At 34.4% G+C, this 17,891-nt stretch carries 13 protein-coding genes and 1 pseudogene; 10 read left to right on the top strand and 4 right to left on the bottom strand.

The annotated features are described in order from the left end of the window. Positions 1-4: 4 nt before the first annotated feature. Positions 5-277, top strand: a complete 273-nt coding sequence (locus HX129_RS02985; protein WP_106439006.1) for a hypothetical protein — start codon at positions 5-7, stop codon at positions 275-277. A gap of 58 nt (positions 278-335) precedes the next feature. Here the strand turns inward: HX129_RS02985 and HX129_RS02980 are convergent, their stop codons facing one another. Next, positions 336-2,465, bottom strand: coding sequence for a nuclease-related domain-containing DEAD/DEAH box helicase (locus tag HX129_RS02980; protein WP_286435983.1), 2,130 nt, complete (start codon positions 2,463-2,465; stop codon positions 336-338). Positions 2,466-2,656: 191 nt separating this feature from the next. Between HX129_RS02980 and HX129_RS02975 the strand changes: the two genes are divergently transcribed. The 8 genes from HX129_RS02975 to HX129_RS02940 all read left to right on the top strand — a co-directional run bounded on the left by HX129_RS02975 (position 2,657) and on the right by HX129_RS02940 (position 15,099). Next, positions 2,657-5,746 (top strand): site-specific DNA-methyltransferase, encoded by a 3,090-nt coding sequence (locus tag HX129_RS02975; RefSeq protein ID WP_286435982.1) that lies wholly within the window; start codon positions 2,657-2,659, stop codon positions 5,744-5,746. Between the two features lie 6 nt (positions 5,747-5,752). Continuing rightward, on the top strand, positions 5,753-9,181 hold the full coding sequence (locus HX129_RS02970; RefSeq protein WP_286435981.1) for a DEAD/DEAH box helicase family protein: 3,429 nt from the start codon (positions 5,753-5,755) through the stop codon (positions 9,179-9,181). A gap of 13 nt (positions 9,182-9,194) precedes the next feature. Next, positions 9,195-10,187, top strand: coding sequence for a Fic family protein (locus HX129_RS02965; RefSeq protein WP_286435980.1), 993 nt, complete (start codon positions 9,195-9,197; stop codon positions 10,185-10,187). A gap of 187 nt (positions 10,188-10,374) precedes the next feature. Beyond that, entirely contained in the window at positions 10,375-11,136 is a 762-nt protein-coding gene (locus HX129_RS02960) for a PP2C family protein-serine/threonine phosphatase (RefSeq protein WP_286435979.1), read from the top strand. A gap of 21 nt (positions 11,137-11,157) precedes the next feature. After that, positions 11,158-11,370 carry a DNA translocase FtsK gene (locus tag HX129_RS02955; protein ID WP_286435978.1) on the top strand — a complete coding sequence of 71 codons (213 nt, stop codon included), beginning with the start codon at positions 11,158-11,160 and terminating at the stop codon, positions 11,368-11,370. Between the two features lie 43 nt (positions 11,371-11,413). After that, entirely contained in the window at positions 11,414-12,823 is a 1,410-nt protein-coding gene (locus tag HX129_RS02950) for a DUF262 domain-containing protein (RefSeq protein ID WP_286435977.1), read from the top strand. A 13-nt stretch (positions 12,824-12,836) separates the two neighbouring features. Then, on the top strand, positions 12,837-14,855 hold the full coding sequence (locus HX129_RS02945) for a GmrSD restriction endonuclease domain-containing protein (protein WP_286435976.1): 2,019 nt from the start codon (positions 12,837-12,839) through the stop codon (positions 14,853-14,855). Between the two features lie 64 nt (positions 14,856-14,919). After that, complete coding sequence (locus tag HX129_RS02940; protein WP_005218293.1) at positions 14,920-15,099, top strand: hypothetical protein; 180 nt, start codon at positions 14,920-14,922, stop codon at positions 15,097-15,099. A 147-nt stretch (positions 15,100-15,246) separates the two neighbouring features. Here the strand turns inward: HX129_RS02940 and HX129_RS02935 are convergent, their stop codons facing one another. Beyond that, a complete protein-coding gene (locus tag HX129_RS02935) occupies positions 15,247-15,375 on the bottom strand; it encodes a hypothetical protein (RefSeq protein ID WP_286435975.1) in 129 nt (42 codons plus the stop codon). A gap of 206 nt (positions 15,376-15,581) precedes the next feature. Between HX129_RS02935 and HX129_RS02930 the strand changes: the two genes are divergently transcribed. Then, a complete protein-coding gene (locus HX129_RS02930; protein ID WP_286433684.1) occupies positions 15,582-16,226 on the top strand; it encodes a HEPN domain-containing protein in 645 nt (214 codons plus the stop codon). A 42-nt stretch (positions 16,227-16,268) separates the two neighbouring features. On the opposite strand, the gene HX129_RS02925 is transcribed toward HX129_RS02930, so the two are convergent. Both HX129_RS02925 and HX129_RS02920 read right to left on the bottom strand, forming a co-directional pair. Beyond that, positions 16,269-17,456, bottom strand: a complete 1,188-nt coding sequence (locus HX129_RS02925) for an MFS transporter (RefSeq protein ID WP_130072044.1) — start codon at positions 17,454-17,456, stop codon at positions 16,269-16,271. Positions 17,457-17,474: 18 nt separating this feature from the next. Further along, a pseudogene (locus HX129_RS02920) lies at positions 17,475-17,856 on the bottom strand (RidA family protein). Positions 17,857-17,891: the final 35 nt, after the last annotated feature.

Raw genomic sequence — 17,891 nt, 5'->3', positions numbered from 1 at the left:
GGAAATGGGTATTTGGGATAAGTTGCATAACTTTGCAACTACATGTAATGAATTATCTTCTAAACTTGAAGAAAAAACAGCAAAGCTGGCTGAAAATGCTAAAAACTATGCTGAAGAAGAACGAGTTAAGGATTTTTATAAAATTAAAGATCAACTGATTGAAATCAATAAAAAACAGAAAGAAGTAGGTATTGAAGAAACAACAATTTTTGACTTCTTTAAAGATCGTCCCGAATATGCAGATTTATTAGAGTTAGAGCGAAATAAACAGAATTAAAATTTAATTTAACTAAAAGCGAATAGAATTCCAAAAAATTCTATTCGCTCTATACGTTTTAAGAAAGTTGTTTCTCAAAGAAGTTTTTATACACGTTGCTAGTATCTAAATCAATGACATATAAGTTATTTGCTGCTCTTGTCAGTCCAGCATAAACAATTTCTGGACTATCATTAGGTTGAATGATCAAAAAAGTAGTATCAGCTTCAAAACCTTTAAAGCTATGAGTGGTTGCAATCTTCATTAAACCAGAATTGGCATTAAAATGTCTTTTTTTGAGTTTACGAAACTCATCTAGGGCATTTAATTTCTGTCTTGCTGTATTTTTCATATAACTGGTTAATTTTTGGATATCAGAGCGAATATGGTTAATATCAGATGGATGACAAGAATGTAGTTTTTCTTCTAATTGAGCTTTCTTTTTTAGAAAAGTTTCAACTTTTCCATCAAAATTTTTTTGAATCATTTCATATTCACTAGGTGTCTCAAAAGTGCTATCCGTTCTCTGAAACTTAAAATTATTTTGTAGATTTCTTAAAAAATCAATTTTTGAAGAAAGGATAGCAATATCGTTTGGACTTATACTTAACGTTTGAAATGTCTGAACAATAAAGTCATAGGTTGCTTGAACGCTATCTGCCAGAGGAATTTGTAAATACTTTTTATCTGAAAATGAAAAAGTTAGGTTTTCAATAATGTCATGCTCTAATTGGTCTGGATATTCCTTTAGAAAAGTATCTTTATATGCATTACAGAGATCAGCAAAAGCTTTATCATCTTGTCTATGTGAGATTTTTAAATTTTTCCAATGACCAAATCCACGTGTAACAGGATAATCCTGCTTATTAATTAGTCTATTATAAATATTTTGATTTTGATCACCAAATAATACCATCTCCCCATCTTCTGCTAAGAAGTTGGAAATTATGATTTCTAACCACTCTACTTCAAAATCTTGAACTTCATCAATAAAAATAGTTTGGTACTTTATTGGTTTTTCATTCGCTTCTTTAAACAGATCTGTTTTAAATACTTTTTCAAAAAAATCATCTAAAACTAGTTTTTCATCTCGGGCATTTTTTTCAATTTCAAATAAATCTTTGCTTGATAAACCAATAATTTCAGCATTTGATTTTTCTTGAAAGTCTAAGTCAAAAATTTCATTATTTTCAAAGTTTTCAAGATCTTCATCTTGATCACCTGATGTTGGAAAAGGAATGCCTAAATTGTTAAGTTGGGATTTAAAAAAATAATGATAGTTGCTGATTTCAATTGATTTATTGTCAAATTCTAAATCATTAAAGCGAAATGCTTTTTTTATTTTATCACGTATTAGGTTTCGAAGAGCTAAGTTATATGTCAACACTAGCACAGTACTATTGTGTCGCTTAAATGCACGAGCAGCTTTTTCGGCTAGTAATGTTGTTTTTCCGCTACCAGCTACACCTCGAATTTTCATTTTTGTATTTGGAATACTATCAAGTAATTTATTTTGATATTTATCAAATGTGTAGTAATGACCTTGTTCTTCTAAGTGCTTTGGGGGAATTAAAATTTTCGTAAAATCATCATAAATATGATCTTGAAATATTGGATTTTTTTTAAGGTTATTTATTTTTGTTATTAAACTAGAGATATTGTCTTGAGCAAAGGTATTAAATCTGTCCCGTTCAAGTTGATATTTTTTTGAACTGTATCTTTGCTCATTTGTTGAATTTATAAGGTGTTTTACTTCATTTATAGGACGGTCATAAAGTGCAGATAATCTATCTTTTGTTGTAGTATGTAAATATACAAAGCATTGAATTGTTTTATAAAAGTTAGAATTTAATAAATTTGAAAAACCTAATGAGGGTATATGGAGTTCAAATAAATGTGACTTATATTTGAATGCTTGTTGCATTGGTGCGCTGGTTCTTATTTTTGGATTGTGAGTTGTGCGCCAATGATTATTTTTATCGATAAAATAATTTGACATATCCCAGTCTTTGACTTCAATAATTATTGCACCATGCCCTTTTTTTAAAATCAAGAAGTCGGGACGATCTCCATCAAGATAAGGATTGAAATAAACATCAAATGTGTCATCTAATTCTTGTGCAAGCCTATTTAAAAGAAATGATTCACCTTCAGTTGGCTTGACTGTGAGTTGATCAATAATTTCTAAGCTTGGGAAAAAATTAGCCATATGAGTGTTTATTTGGTGTAAAATGTTAATATATAACATTTATTTTTATTTTTATCAATGATTTGGCAACTTTAAAACTGTGGTTGAACATCTAAAAATACTATAAAATACTCGCCAATTTTGCTTTTGCAAATTTAACTCGTTTCACCAGAACCTATTTGTCATAAGGTTTTGAAAAATAGGAAATATTCATGAGTACTCAGTTTTCTGCACTTGTTTCTAAACTCAAAGAAATTTTTCAAATCAATCGTCCTGATTTGGATTTTGGAGTTTATCGTATTTTAAATGCACGTAGTGCAGAAATTTCAGAATTCTTGGATAAGCGTTTAAAAACCAAAGTAGAACAATATCTTGGTGAAGCAAAGTCAAGTCTGGATGAAAATGCCATAAAAGAATTAGAGTCTGAGCTGAAAGCAGAATTTGGTAAACGTGCTTTTAATGAGCAAGGACAACTCATTGATGCTGAAGCAATTGAAAGTGTATTAGGTCAAAAATATATTGCTCTAACCCAAGCTGATGCACATGAAATGACAGATCAGTCACAAGTGTATAGTCATTTACTCACATTCTTTAGTCGTTATTATGATGATGGTGACTTTATTAGCCAACGTCGTTATAAGGGTGATACCTACGCTATTCCTTACTCTGGTGAGGAAGTCATGTTGCATTGGGCAAACAAAGACCAGTACTACACCAAGTCTGGGGAGATGTTTAGCAACTATCGTTTTAAGTTGAACGATGAGCGTTCAGTTTTATTCCGTTTGGTGAGTGCAGATACAGCGCGTGAAAACCGTAAAGATAATGACAAAGACCGTCGCTTTATTATTGTCACAGAACCTAAAACCTTTACTCGTATAGATGAAGAAGGTGAAGAGTTTGAAGAAACGATTGTTCCATTTTCTATTCAAAATAACGAGCTGACTATTCTTTTTGAATATGCAACCTTACCTAAAGGCTCGAAGCAAGAAATATTAAATACTGAATCGTATAATAAAATTTTGAATGCCGAAGTTTTAACTACTGACTGGCTAAATGATTTAGTACAACTTGCACCGACAGAAAAAGATCCAAAACGTACAGTATTACAGAAGCATTTAAGTACCTATACGCAAAAAAATACAGCAGATTATTTTATTCATAAAGACTTGGGTAAATTCTTGCGTCATGAGCTTGATTTTTATATCAAAAATGAAGTAATGCATTTGGATGATGTAGTGAGCGTAGATCAGTTTATTCAAATTGAACGTCAGCTCAGTATTATCAAATGTTTACGTCAAATTGGTTTAGAAATCATTAGCTTCTTGGCTTCGCTTGAAGATTTTCAGAAAAAGTTGTGGCTAAAGAAAAAGTTTGTCGTCAGTGCTGAGTATTGTATTACTTTAGACCGAGTAGATGAGTCTTTGTATGCTGAAATTGCAGAAAATACAGCGCAGTGGCAACAATGGGAAGATTTAGGTTTTAAAGGTACAGATGCAGGTTGGGGAGCGATTGAGTATTTAAAACAGCACCAAGCTTTGATGGTGGATACGTCATTATTTAGCTTAGAGTTCAAAGCAAAGCTTTTAAAACGAATTGATAACTTAGATGCTCAAACAGATGGATTAATTATTCATAGTGATAATTTTCAGGCATTGAATTTTTTAGATAAGCAATACAATCAATCTATAGACTGTATATATATTGACCCTCCCTACAATACGGGTTCAGATAATGATTTTTTATACAAAGACTCATTTCAAAGCTCTAGTTGGGTCACTTTCTTAAATAATAGATTAAGTAAATTACATACTCTTCAAAAAGATATGAGTACTATATGGATTAGTAATGATGATGGAGAATATGCCAATTTAAAGTTAATGATGAATCAGCTATACGGTAATAGAAATTTTTTAGCCGATGTAATTTGGAATAGTCGAAAGTCTGTATCAAATGATGCTTTAATTTCGATTGCTACAAATCATACAACTGTATTTTGTAAAAATAAAACATACTTTGATAATAATAAGGGGAAATTTAGATTGCCAGAAACTGGTGAGGGATTTACTAATCCTGATAATGATCCTCGTGGTTTGTGGAAACTGGATCCTATGGATGCACCTAACGAACGAGCTAATCTGTCATATGGAATACAGAATCCAATATCAGGAGAAATATTCTATCCGCCAAGAGGTAGATGCTGGAGGTTTGAAAAGGATGATGTAGCTAGATATTTAAAAGAAGGTCGGATCATTTTTGGAAGAACTGGTACTGGGCGACCTGCTTTTAAAAGATTTTTAAGTGAAGCTCAAGGCAAGGGAAAAGTTTCAACAACCTTATGGGATGATGTAAAGACCACTACAGATGCGACAAAAATGTTATTAGGATTATTTGAAGGTAGTGATCTTGTCTCAAGAGCGTTAATTAATAATATAAAACCTAAGCCTATTTCCTTTGTTGAAAAAATTTTTAATTTAAGTGCTGACCATGAAGCAATATTGTTGGATTGTTTTGCTGGTTCAGGTACAACAGCACATGCAACTATTGCTTTAAACCGTGAAGATCATGGAAATCGAAAATATATCCTTGTAGAACAAGGGGAATATTTCGATACTGTCATTAAGCCACGTATCCAAAAAGTAGTGTATTCAGCAGACTGGAAAGAAGGAAAACCAACCAATCCTGAGTCTGGTATTAGCCATTGCTTAAAAGTTGTGAAACTTGAAAGTTATGAAGATACGCTAAATAACTTAGAGTTGGTGCGCAAAGGTGCTCAACAGACACTTTTAGCAGAGCAACAAACATCAACTAAGCCTGAAGATCAAAATGCCTATAGTGACTATCTCATGCACTATATGCTTGAGCTAGAAAGCAAAGATTCATTACTGAATGTTAAAGACTTTCTCAAACCATTTAGCTATCAAATGAATATCACCACGGATAGCGCTGGTGCATTTGAACGTAAAAATATTGACTTGGTTGAAACCTTTAACTATCTCATTGGAATGAATGTTCAAGAAGTAGATTATCAGTTAGACAAAGGCTATGTACAAATCACAGGTAAATTGCGTACAGGTGAATACACAACTGTTCTATGGCGTGACTGTGAAAAGATTGGCTATGCAGAACTCGATCAATTACTGGCAAAACTTAAAATTAATCCAAATGATGGTGAATACCAATTGATTTATATCAACGGTGATCACAACGTAGCAAGCAAATACATCACCAAAGAGGGTGAAGAAAAGCAACTCAAAGTCCGTTCGATTGAACAAACCTTCTTAAAAAATATGTTTGAGGAGTAATGCACTGTGGCAAAGGCTCCTAAAGCAAAAACGAAAGCGGTTAAAGTTAATTTTCACGAGCAATTGATTTTAAATAAATGGTTATGGTCGAAGTTTAATCCGAATCGTTTGGAAGGTATGAAGCAACGGCTTGATTATCCTCAGTTTGAGGGGATCGAGCATGAAGGCGATAATGCAGGGCAAACGAAATTCTTTAGTGTGATTAGCAATACCTTGTTTAACAAACAGGTTGTAGATATCGATGTTCTACGTCGCTATGACTTAAACATTGTGAAGCACTGGCAAAAAATCACGGAACAACGTAATGAAATAGAAGGGCATATTTTAAATCTAAAATACTTCCAATACCTTTCATTGCTTTTTACAGAACTGTATTTAGATCAATATTTTAATCATCAAGCGGATATGCTCAATGAGCTGAATGTTGAGCTTGAACAATATAACCATGATCAGAAAAGTGACGCAGAGCAATTTCAGCAATATTTACCTGAAGACCTAAATAAAATTGGTTATTGGAATGCAACTGGCAGTGGTAAAACACTGCTTATGCATGTCAATATTTTGCAGTATTTGGATTATTTCCAAAATCAAAATGGCGATAGTACTTATCCAGACCAAATCATTTTACTTACACCGAATGAAGGTTTGAGTGAACAGCATTTGCAAGAACTCACGGACTCAGGTTTTCAAGCGACCCTGTTCGATAAGCAGAAGAGTCGAAATAGCTTGTATCGAGATGAAATTCAAATCATCGATATGAATAAGCTGAGTGAAACGGATGGTGATAAAACCGTTGCGACCATGAGCTTGGAAGGTAAGAATCTTGTTCTGATTGATGAGGGACACCGTGGTACAAGTAGTACTGCTGGTGCTTGGATGGAGCGTCGAGATATTCTCACTAAAGATGGCTTTAGTTTTGAGTACTCGGCTACCTTTGGTCAAGCCGTGAGTAAGGCAGACAACGTCTATAAACGCTTTGAAGATGCCAAAAAACAGAAAGCCAAAATGCTGTATGGTGTGGCGATAAATAAGCTAACCGAAGAACAGAAAAAAAATATTCAGCTTGATGATTTGGAACAGCAAAAATATCGTCGGGAAGCGCTTCGAGAAGTGTATGCTAAAAGTATTTTGTTCGATTACTCGTACAAATACTTCTATGCAGATGGCTATCGTAAAGAAGTCAATATTCTGAACATGAAAGAATATCATGAAGATGATGAGCGCAATCTATATCTTACAGCTTGCCTACTTTCATTTTACCAACAACAGTATTTGTTTAAAAAGAATCAGGCAAAACTTGCCAAGTTTAATATTGAAAAACCACTCTGGGTATTTGTCGGAAATAAAGTCAATGATGATGATTCCGATATTTTAGCTATTGTGAAATTCTTGGCTGACTTTTTAGATGCCTCTCGTAAGAGCAAGGTGATTGGTTGGCTCAATGATTTGATCACCAATACATCGCGCTTGGTCGATACCAATGGTATTAATATTTTTGCCAATCGATTTGCACCTTTACATGGTCAAAATGCAACTGATCTTTACCAAGATATTTTAAAAAGCTTTTTTAACGCTACAACCAATCAACGTTTGAACGTAGTGCGTATCACGGCGAATAAAGGTGAGTTGCGTTTACAGGTGGGGGAAAGTACGCCTTTTGCTGTTATTAATGTAGGTGATGAAAAAGGCCTATACGATAATTGTGAGAACTCAAGTCAAACGCATTACATCAATGCTCGTACCGATGATTTTGCAGAGTCATTATTTCCGACATTAAATAATGATGATAGTGAAACACATCTTCTAATCGGTTCACGTAAATTTACCGAAGGTTGGAGTAGCTGGCGTGTCTCGACCATGGGCTTATTGAACATGGGGACTGGTGAAGGCGCACAGATTATTCAGCTCTTTGGTCGTGGTGTGCGTTTAAAAGGTGAGAATTTTTCTTTAAAAAGAACACCGAGAGAGATTTATAGTAAGGCTGAATATAAAGGTCTGCATTTAGATTTAATGCAAACCATTAATATTTTTGGTTTACGTGCTGACTATATGGAAAAATTCCGTGATTACTTGAATGATGAAGGAATTATCCTGAATCAAGATTTAGTTACCTTGGATTTTCCAATCAATAAAATTAAAGCGCCGAGCTTAAAAACACTGACCTTAAAAGATGGCTATAAAGATAATCAAGCCAATGGTTTTAAGGCTCAGTTAAAGCTTTCGATGTTTAAAATTCCAAAACAGTACGAAGGTAAAATTAAAAAACCTTTTATTGTTTTGGATTTGTATCCTCGTTTACAGGCATTCCATACCGATAAGTCAAAGCGTCAAACAGATGTTAAAGACAAGCGTCAAGAGCATGAAATTTCACCAAAAATCATGTGTATGTTTGATTTTGATGAAATTTACTTGCAACTTCAGCAATATAAGTTCCAGCGTGGATATAGCAACCTACAGTTGAACGTTGATGATTTACAAAAGTTTTGTCTAAGAAATATCAAATCGTCTGCGGATGACTGGTATAAGCTTTTGGTCGATGGATCAGAATTATCTAGTGATGTAGGTGGAATTAAAAAACAGCAAGCGATTTTAACGGAGCTTTTACAATCCTATATGGATAAGTTCTATCATGCGATTAAGAATGCCTATGAAGGGCAGTTTTATGAGGTGACTGAATTTAGCTTAGATGATAAAGATTTACCTGTACAAATTTGTGAGCAATATACGCTCACAGCAAAAGAAGGTAAAAATAACGAAGCTCAAGAAGTATTTGATAGATTAGAAACTTTGAAAGACTTAGTTGCCAAAGGTGATGTGGATAAATTAGCGCCTTGGAAAGAAGATGGTAGCTTTAGGGCGATTACGTTTGATCGTCATTTGTTCTATCCGTTGTTAGATAAAAAGGATGAAAGTCTTCCGTTTACATGGTCACCAATGCTATTTGACTATACGAGTCACACGCAAAGTAGTGAAGTAAAGTTTGTTGTAGATTTACAGGCTTTTATCAATACACCAGATGCCAATGAACTCCTGAAAGATCATGAACTCTATTTGTTGCGTAATGCTGATAATAAGTATCGTGGACTAGGTTTCGCCTTGGCAGGTAATTTTTACCCTGATTTTTTATTGTGGCTAGTGAATAAACAAACAGAGCAGCAATATTTAACTTTAGTTGATCCTAAAGGCATCCGAAACATGAATCACGACGATGCTAAAATAGAGTTCTATAAAGAGATTAAAAATATTGAGGCTAAGCTTGACCATTCTGATTTAACGTTGAACAGTTTTATTTTATCTATTACACCAATGAAAGATATTTTGAATAACGCTCTTTCTAAAGAGGAATTTGCTGATAAAAATGTTTTATTTATGGTAGGTAATGGAACGGCTTATCTTGGGCAGATGTTAAAGAAAATCTTGAATAAGACAGCGTAGGATATATTGGAAAATGAAATACCAACCGCCCTATAGCATCACTTCAAAAATCATTCATTTGATTGCACAGATTAGTGAGAACATAGGGCGTTTGACTGTTTTAGAGGAAATCCAAGATAGTCTAAAACTACGTAAAGCCAATCGTATCCGAACAATTCAAGGCTCACTAGCGATAGAAGGTAACACCCTCAGCACTGAGCAAATCACGGCGATTCTAAATGGTAAGACCGTAATTGCACCTCCAAAAGAAGTTCAGGAAGTACGTAATGCGATTAAAGCCTATGAAGCCTTTCAGCAGTGGCAACCAAGTCAAGAGTCGGACTTACTACAAGCTCATCAAATTTTAATGACAGGTTTGATTGATGAAGTTGGTCAGTATCGTCATGGTGGTGTCGGTGTGATGTCAGGTGATCGAGTGGTGCATATGGCTCCACCTGCGAATCAGATCAACCGCTTGATGGTTGATTTGCTCGATTGGTTGAATGACAGTGATGTGCATCCACTGATTCAAAGCTCAGTATTCCATTATGAGTTTGAATTTATTCATCCATTTGCAGATGGCAATGGTCGGATGGGGAGACTATGGCAAACTTTAATTCTGAGTCGATGGAATCCAATCTTTGCAAACATTCCAGTTGAAAGCCTAATCTATCAAAATCAAAAAGCCTATTATGAGGCTTTGCAAGCCAGTACTGATCGAACAGATTCAGCTCCGTTTATAGAATTTATTTTGCAGATGATTTTAGATGCAATCCTCAGCTCAAATGACACCGCTCAAGTTAGCGATCATGCTATCGCTCAAGCTAGCGATCATGTACAGCGTTTAATTTCTTTATTGGGGCAAGGCGATTATACCTTAGCTGAGTTAATGCAATTGGTCGGATTAACTCATCGAGCAACATTCCAAAAGAATTATTTGAATCCAGCAATAGAAGCTGGTTTGATTGAGCGTACTATTCCAGATAAGCCGAAAAGTCCGAAGCAAAGGTATCGTCTTAAATCATGATTTAGCTTGAAAAATATTTTGTTACATTTTTACTTAAATAGTTAGACATGAATGAGAATTAAAAAGCGTAAAGTAAGTTTTTTAATAAATAATTTATTATTAATCAGTAATTTAAATAAAATTTCTCTTGATTGTGTTATCTGATTTTGGTAAAAAGAAAATCACTATCAAGTATGAGATCGGTGTGATGAGTACTTTTGAAATGCAAGGTCTGACATGGAAGGCAAGGTCAAAGTGCCAACAAGATGCCATTTTGATTGAAAATAAAGTTATTCAACATGATGGACTCATCACTAAACTATATAGCCATTCTGATAAAGAACAGTGGTGTGTTGCTGTAGCGGATGGGATTAGCAATAGTCCAGCAGCTGAGCAAGCATCCTATACGGTCTTAAAAGCTTTAATGCAAAATAAAAAGATAGAACCTTGTCAAGCATTTACCATTCAGCAGTATCTTGTTGATCAATTAGCACATCAGAAAAATAGTTTTGGCGCAAGTTCAACACTCGCATTCATTCAAAATGATGGCGATCAAGGTTTTGTGACCATTCAACATCTTGGCGATAGTCGAGTTTATTTGTTTAGCCAACATGATCAAAAGTGGCATTGCCTGACTAGAGATCACAATTATCTTGAACAGTTAAGAGAAAGTGGCGAGCTAAGAGTAGGAGAAAACTATGCCAGTATTTATGGTGCATTATTACAATACTTTTGTGCTGATCCTTTGCATGAAGTGATGGATTTTACAAGAGCAGAAGAATATTTGACTGAGAATGATGCCTTATTGGTTTGTACAGATGGTGTGCATGATGTGATGGAGTGTGGGGAATGGCTTCCTTTAAAAGCAGATGTGGAGCTTCAAACATGGTTACTCAATATGAAAGCGTCATTAGATTCAAAACAGGCGTATGACAATGTCAGCATGGTCTTAGTACGAGCAAAAATTTAATTCATTGAGAATGGGGAAATTATGCAATCAGATGATATTTTTGAACGTGCCAAATTATTCACAGAGGAAGTGGGTGTCGTTTCTGTATCGAGTTTACAACACCATTTTTTAATTGGGTATTCTCAGGCAGAACAACTACTTAACCAGTTAATTAAAGGAAGTATTTGTGAATCTACAAAAACTTTTATTCCAGATTATGGGTATGGCTATAAATTGCATCAAGGTATGAAATAATAACTTTAACAATTAAAAAAATTTATTTTTAGGATAATTTTTTATGGCTCAGCATCAAGTTGATCAATTAAAGACAGGGATTTGGTCGGTAAAAGAATTACTCTTCATTTTAGATCAACTCAGAATTCCTGATTATCAGCGTCCTTACAAATGGACAGAAAAAAATTTAAATGCCCTCGTCAATGATATACAGGAACATAAAGATAAATCTGCATATCGACTAGGTACGATCGTATTACACCGTGATAAAAATAATACGAGCCTTAAAAATATAAATATTGTGGATGGACAACAACGAACTTTAACTTTAATACTCCTTGTTTGGGCGGTTATTCAGAAGCAAGAATTAGATTTAGAACGAGAGGATCTGAAAACAGCTTTGAATGAAATATCGAATCAAATTAATGTCTTTATGGATGTGCAAGAATTTAATAGTGATATTAGCCATTACAATATTTATCAGAATTTTAATGCCGCTAAACGGATCGTTTCAGTAAACTTTTCGGAACAAGATATTGATTTTTTACTCAATAATTGTCAGGTTGCGGTTTTTATTTTAGATGATATTTCAGAGGCATTTCAGTTTTTTGATTCACAAAATGCACGTGGCCGTGATTTAGAACCACATGATCTTTTAAAAGCTTATCATCTACGAGAATTTTCTGAACAGGAGCAACATTTAAAAGCCCAAACTGTTGCGCATTGGGAAAGTTTAGATTCGGATCATTTGGCAAAGTTATTTTCGAACTATCTATTCCGTATTCGTCTTTGGTCAAGAGGAAAGTCCGCAAGATTTTTCAATAAAGATCATGTGCATCTTTTTAAAGGTATTCATCTTGGGCAATCAGACCATCATCCATATTTAGAACCATTACGCATAGCGCATTATTTTATTGATGACTATAACGCACAATATCAACGGCAAATAGATCGACAAGAAATGAGTTTCCCATTTCAGCTAGATCAAATGATCATTAACGGTCGTCGTTTTTTTGAAATGGTTGAACACTATGAAAAACAGATCAGTAAAGTAGTGGATCATCAAGATCAGTCTGAGAAGATTTCTATATTTGGTGCGACACTACAGGATCGAGCGAATAGAATTATCAAAATATTGAATTCATATGATGCAAGAAATAGGGATGGGGATCGTTATGTGCGAACCTTGTTTGATTCTGCATTGATTTTTTATATCGATAAATTTGCTACAGATCGGTTATCTGAAGCGATTGAAAAGATTTTTATTTGGGCATATCGCTGTCGCATTAGTCAATATTCGGTGCAATTGGCAACGATAGATAATTATGTCTTAGAAAAGAACATATTCAGTTTACTGAAATATGCTCAATCACCAAGTGAACTCATCGGATGGTCGCTCCCCATAGTCGATAAACAGCAAGGCACTAATGTTGTGCCTTTAGTTGAATTATTTAAAGAACTAAATTATCTCTAACAGGAAGATCAGAATGAAAAATGAGTCAATCCAAGCGCTTAAGGTTCAGGCCCTGTTCGAGAATAAACAGACTTATATTATCCCGATGTATCAGCGTAATTATGCTTGGGGTGAGAAAGAAATTGATCAGTTAATTTTGGATATTCAAGATTATCAAAAGCAATCTGATCAGTTAAATCAAGGGCAGACTCAAGGAAGTAAAAAATATTATATTGGAACGTTGGTTGTTTTTGAGCGTAGCGATGGCACTTATGAAATTATCGATGGTCAGCAACGATTTACCACTTTAACCTTGTTAGCGATTTGCCTGAAACGATTATCCAAAGAAGAAAAAATTGTTCTTGATATGTCTTGGTTTAATCAATTCAATCTTGATTTTGAAAGTCGTCCAAAGTCTTCTTTAACCTTTCAGGCTTTACTTAGAGGCGATCATCTACAACATTTAAAATCATCCGAATATAACGCCGATTTAGTTCAGGGGTTTGAGTTGCTACAACGAGCAATGGAAAAAATCATCAATCAAGGCGGTTTGAGTGTTTTTTGCAAATATTTATTTGAAAATGTAGTCATCACACAAGTTTTAGTTCCGAAAGATACTGATCTCAATCATTATTTTGAGGTTATGAATAACCGTGGTGAACAATTAGAAAAGCATGAAATTTTAAAAGCGAGATTGATGAGCGTATTGAATCAAATCAAAGATGAAGCAGATAAAACATCAAGCATGACACTATTTACGAGTATTTGGAACGCGACTGCCAATATGGAGCGTTACGTTCAATATGGTTTTTCTACAATATATCGTGATGTGATTTTTGGAAAGGATTGGGGTGATTTTGTTCCTGAAAATGCTTCTAGCTTGCTCGAAATTTTTAGCAGAAATGTAGAATCAAAAGAACAAACAAGTTCGAAAAGCAATTTTAAATCTATTTCTGAAATGTTAAAACGAGTGCCTGAGCCTATTAAAAATAAAGATACAAAAGAAGAAAAGCCTGAACGATTCAACAGTATTATCAATTTTCCGAATTTCTTGTTACAGGTTTTACAAATTTGGCTAAGTCAAACGAACCGTAATGAAAAAGTGGCATTGGATGATAAGCAACTGATTGATCAATTTGAAAAATATATTCTGTTAAAAGGACAGGGAAACCAAGAGCATGAAAGGGTTATTGAGAATGTAAAAGGTTTTATGTTTACCCTGCTGAAGTGCAAATTTATATTTGATCAATACATCGTTAAGCGGGATTATTCTACGGATCATGATGATTGGAGTATAAAGCGGCTTAAACGATATAAAGATAGTAGTTCGTATGTGAATACATTGGATGGAGATAGTTCTGAAATTACCCAAAAAATTCTATTATTGATGACAGCATTTCATGTTTCCACGCCTACCTTGTCTTATAAGTATTGGTTAAATGGTGTGCTGTATTGGCTTTATCAAAATACAGATAAATCTGAGTCTGACTATTTTAATGCATTACAACATTTAGCGAGAAAGTTTATTTTTCAGCGGTATCTAAATGAAAAACAGATTGATTATTTTGATTTGATTTATGGCAATCAGACAATTGATGATTTTAAAATTGATCAATCCAAACTAAGCTTTGGCAATATTGAAAATAATTTTGTCTTTAACTATTTGGATTTCTTGATTTATTGTGATGCAGAAAATAGCAATGATAAGGTAATCAAAAACTTTAAATTTACGCAACGGAGTTCGGTTGAGCATTTTTATGCACAACAGATAGAGGGAGAGCGTGATAAATTAGATCATGAAAATTTACATCGCTTTGGGAACTTGTGTCTCATTAGTTCAAGTAAAAATTCAAGCATAGGGAATCGCTTGCCAAGTGCTAAACGTGATTATTTTATGCCTGAGATAAGGAAGGGTAAAATTGATACCCTTAAATTGTATTTGATGATTCAAACGCTTGAAGAAGAAAAAGTTTGGAAAAAAGAACAAATCCTAGATCACGAGAAAAAGATGCTTGATTTGTTTGAGTTAGATTACCAAGACTTTGTGAAATGAGTGTCGGTTAGTCTATTCAATGTTAAAATGAATGTATATAGAAACACCTGCTAGGAAGAGGACTATGACTAAACGTTTAAGTGATTTTAAAATTGAAAATAGAAAGCCACGTTCAGCAATGGCTGGTCAACTATTATCAATTCCGTTTGATGACAACGAGGCAACAAAGCGTGTTGTAATGCATAGTGCAAAACGTGTCATTCAACAACATAAGAAAGAAATTCAAGAGTTAGCTTATAAATGAATACTATCAATTCGACATTTGTAAACGCTGTTCATGATGAAACCTTTAGAAGTATAGTGAATTAAAGTTTTTTTGGTTAAATAATGGTCAAATAAAATTAAAATAATAGAACAGCAAAATTGGACAAAATGTGGACGTTATTTGCGCCTATTTTACGCCTAAAATTTTAAAATTTTGTAATAAGTTTTTGATTTGAAATATAAATAAAAACTCACTTGTCCAATCCATCATCGGGGCAACCGAAATGCGAGGCTGTAAAGAATGGAGATCAGACATAACATAATCCACAAGGAGCAAAACGAAAGGGCAAATTATACGGGTTTTAGTTATAAATCTACAGTACTGTGATAATGCATAATTTTTGTCGCAATTTTATTGCTCGTGTTTTATTTATTTTAAATAAAATTAAATGTTTAAGCTTGATGCATCGCTTAAACTTCAGTAATGTAATTTTATAAATATAAAGAATGGAGTGATAAACTATGTTGGTTTTAGAAGAAACTTACAAAAGTAAGAAAGCGCAAAATTCAGACCAATTTAATTTAAGAATTCATCGTAGTTTGAGTTGGTTGAAACAAGCCATATTATTAGATAAAAGTTTAGATTTAAAATTTATCAGTTTATGGGTTGCATTCAACGCAATTTATGCGCAAGACGGTGATGACATCAAAGATCGACAGCAATTTAGACGGTTTTTATTGGAACTGTGTCAGGCGGATACTGAACATAAAATTTATTATTTAATTTGGACGAAATACAGTCATTCAATACGTATATTGCTTGATAATCCTTATACTTTTCAACCTTTTTGGGATTATCAAAACCAAAAAATCAGCCAACAAGAGTGGAAAATAAGTTTTGAGAAAGATAAAAATAAAGTACATCAAGCTTTGCAACAAAAAGACAGCGTGGAAGTGCTATATGTGATTTTTAATCGGCTCTATACCTTACGTAACCAAATTATGCATGGTGGTTCGACGTATAACAGCTCAGTGAATCGTGCACAGATTCAGGATGCATGTCATATTTTAACCGCAGTGTTGCCTACATTTATGCATATCTTATTGGAAAATGAAAAGATTATAGATTTAGGTAAACCCTTTTACCCTGTAGTTCAGGTGTCTTAAGCAAAAAAAATCCCTCAAATATTGTGGGATTTTGCATGGGTTTTAAGCTTGGATTTTATTTAAAAATAAGCGGTCTAGCAGTGCAAAAAATGCTGAACAAAGGACTAAACACAAACCAACGAGACAAGTCATTGTCCAACCACCATGATGCCAAGCATAAACACCAAGTGCTGACCCACACGCACCACCCGTAAAATAAGCCGTCATATAAATTGAATTAATACGAGATTTTGCATCAGGGCGTAAACGGAAAATAATGTTTTGGTTACTACTGTGCACGATGGCTAAACCAAGGCTAATCACACCATACCCGATGATATAACTGAAGAGTGATGTGCCACCAAAATATAAAAATACCCAACTACAGGCTAAAATAATCACACCGATGAGGGTTAAACGATTGGTATAGCCTTTGTCTGCGATTTTACCGATTTTTGTAGTACTGAGTGCGCCAAAGACACCGATGAGCGTAGCAACGCCCACCATGACATCGGGGAGTTCAAAAGGTTTTGAAGTGAGTAGAACGGCAATGGTTGAAAATAAAATACTCATTGCAGCAAAGGCAAAACCGCCAATCAATGAGCGATAGACTAAACGTTTTTCTTCAACAATCAACGTGGCCATCGACTGAAAAATTTTACGATAACTCATCTTAAATGTAGGTACTGCAGGCAAACGAGTTCTTAATAAAAATGCTAAAATTAACATCAATATAGAACTTAGGGCATAGATCACTTTCCAGTGAAATAAGTTAGAGAGTAAACCTGCCAAACTGGTCGAAAGTAATAATCCAACCAATAAACCACTCATTAAAAAGCCAATGACTTCACCCGTTTTTTCAGGCTTGACTGCCATCGTTGCCAAGGGAATCAAAACTTGTGCAGCCACAGAAAATAATCCTGCGATGACTGTACCGAGCCAAAGCATGGGTAAATTCACAGCAAAAGCACAAAGTAATAAACCGATTGCGGCAAAAAACATCAATAAAGGAATAAACTTAGTTTTATTTACAATATCGCCAACAGGCACAATGAATAATAGACCTAAAGCATAGGACACTTGTGCAAAAGTCACAGTCAGTGCTACCTGTGATTCAGGGACTTGAAAATATTGTTGAATCGAATGCACTAAAGGTTGGCAATAATAGTTCGCACCTGCACATAAACCACAGGAGATCGCCATCAGCCACAATAATCCTTTATTTTGGCTAATATCGAGTTGAGGTTGCATAAAAGCTCCGTATGGGGTTTATAAACAATAGGCTGCTGCTTCAATGTCAAACTGCATTGCGGACAGTACAAGACATAGGAATCAATATACATGCAGGGAAAACGTGATTTTTCCATAAATGTTGCATTTCTTGAATTAAGCTTTGATGCTTCTTTGCAGAATGATCTACCACTAAAATTCGTAAGACGGCAATATCAAAGAGTGATGCATCTACATCAGCCAAGGCCAGTTGTAAGTTTGCAAAAGCCTGATGGGTTCGTACTGCAAAATCACTTGATAATTGCCCCTGTCGTGTTTCACCATCTTGTCCTGAAATATACAGAATTCTTAAAAAATGCTTCACTTCAGTGATGTGACTATACGCAAATGCACGTGGATTATAAAGTGTGTTTGGGTTAATTCAGGTGAAGGCTTGGATACTTGAAAGTGATGACC

The organism is Acinetobacter sp. 251-1, assembly GCF_030329305.1.
GTDB classification, from domain to species: domain Bacteria; phylum Pseudomonadota; class Gammaproteobacteria; order Pseudomonadales; family Moraxellaceae; genus Acinetobacter; species Acinetobacter piscicola_A.
Note: the sequence above shows the minus strand (reverse complement) of the source record. Positions and strands in the feature narration are given on the sequence as shown.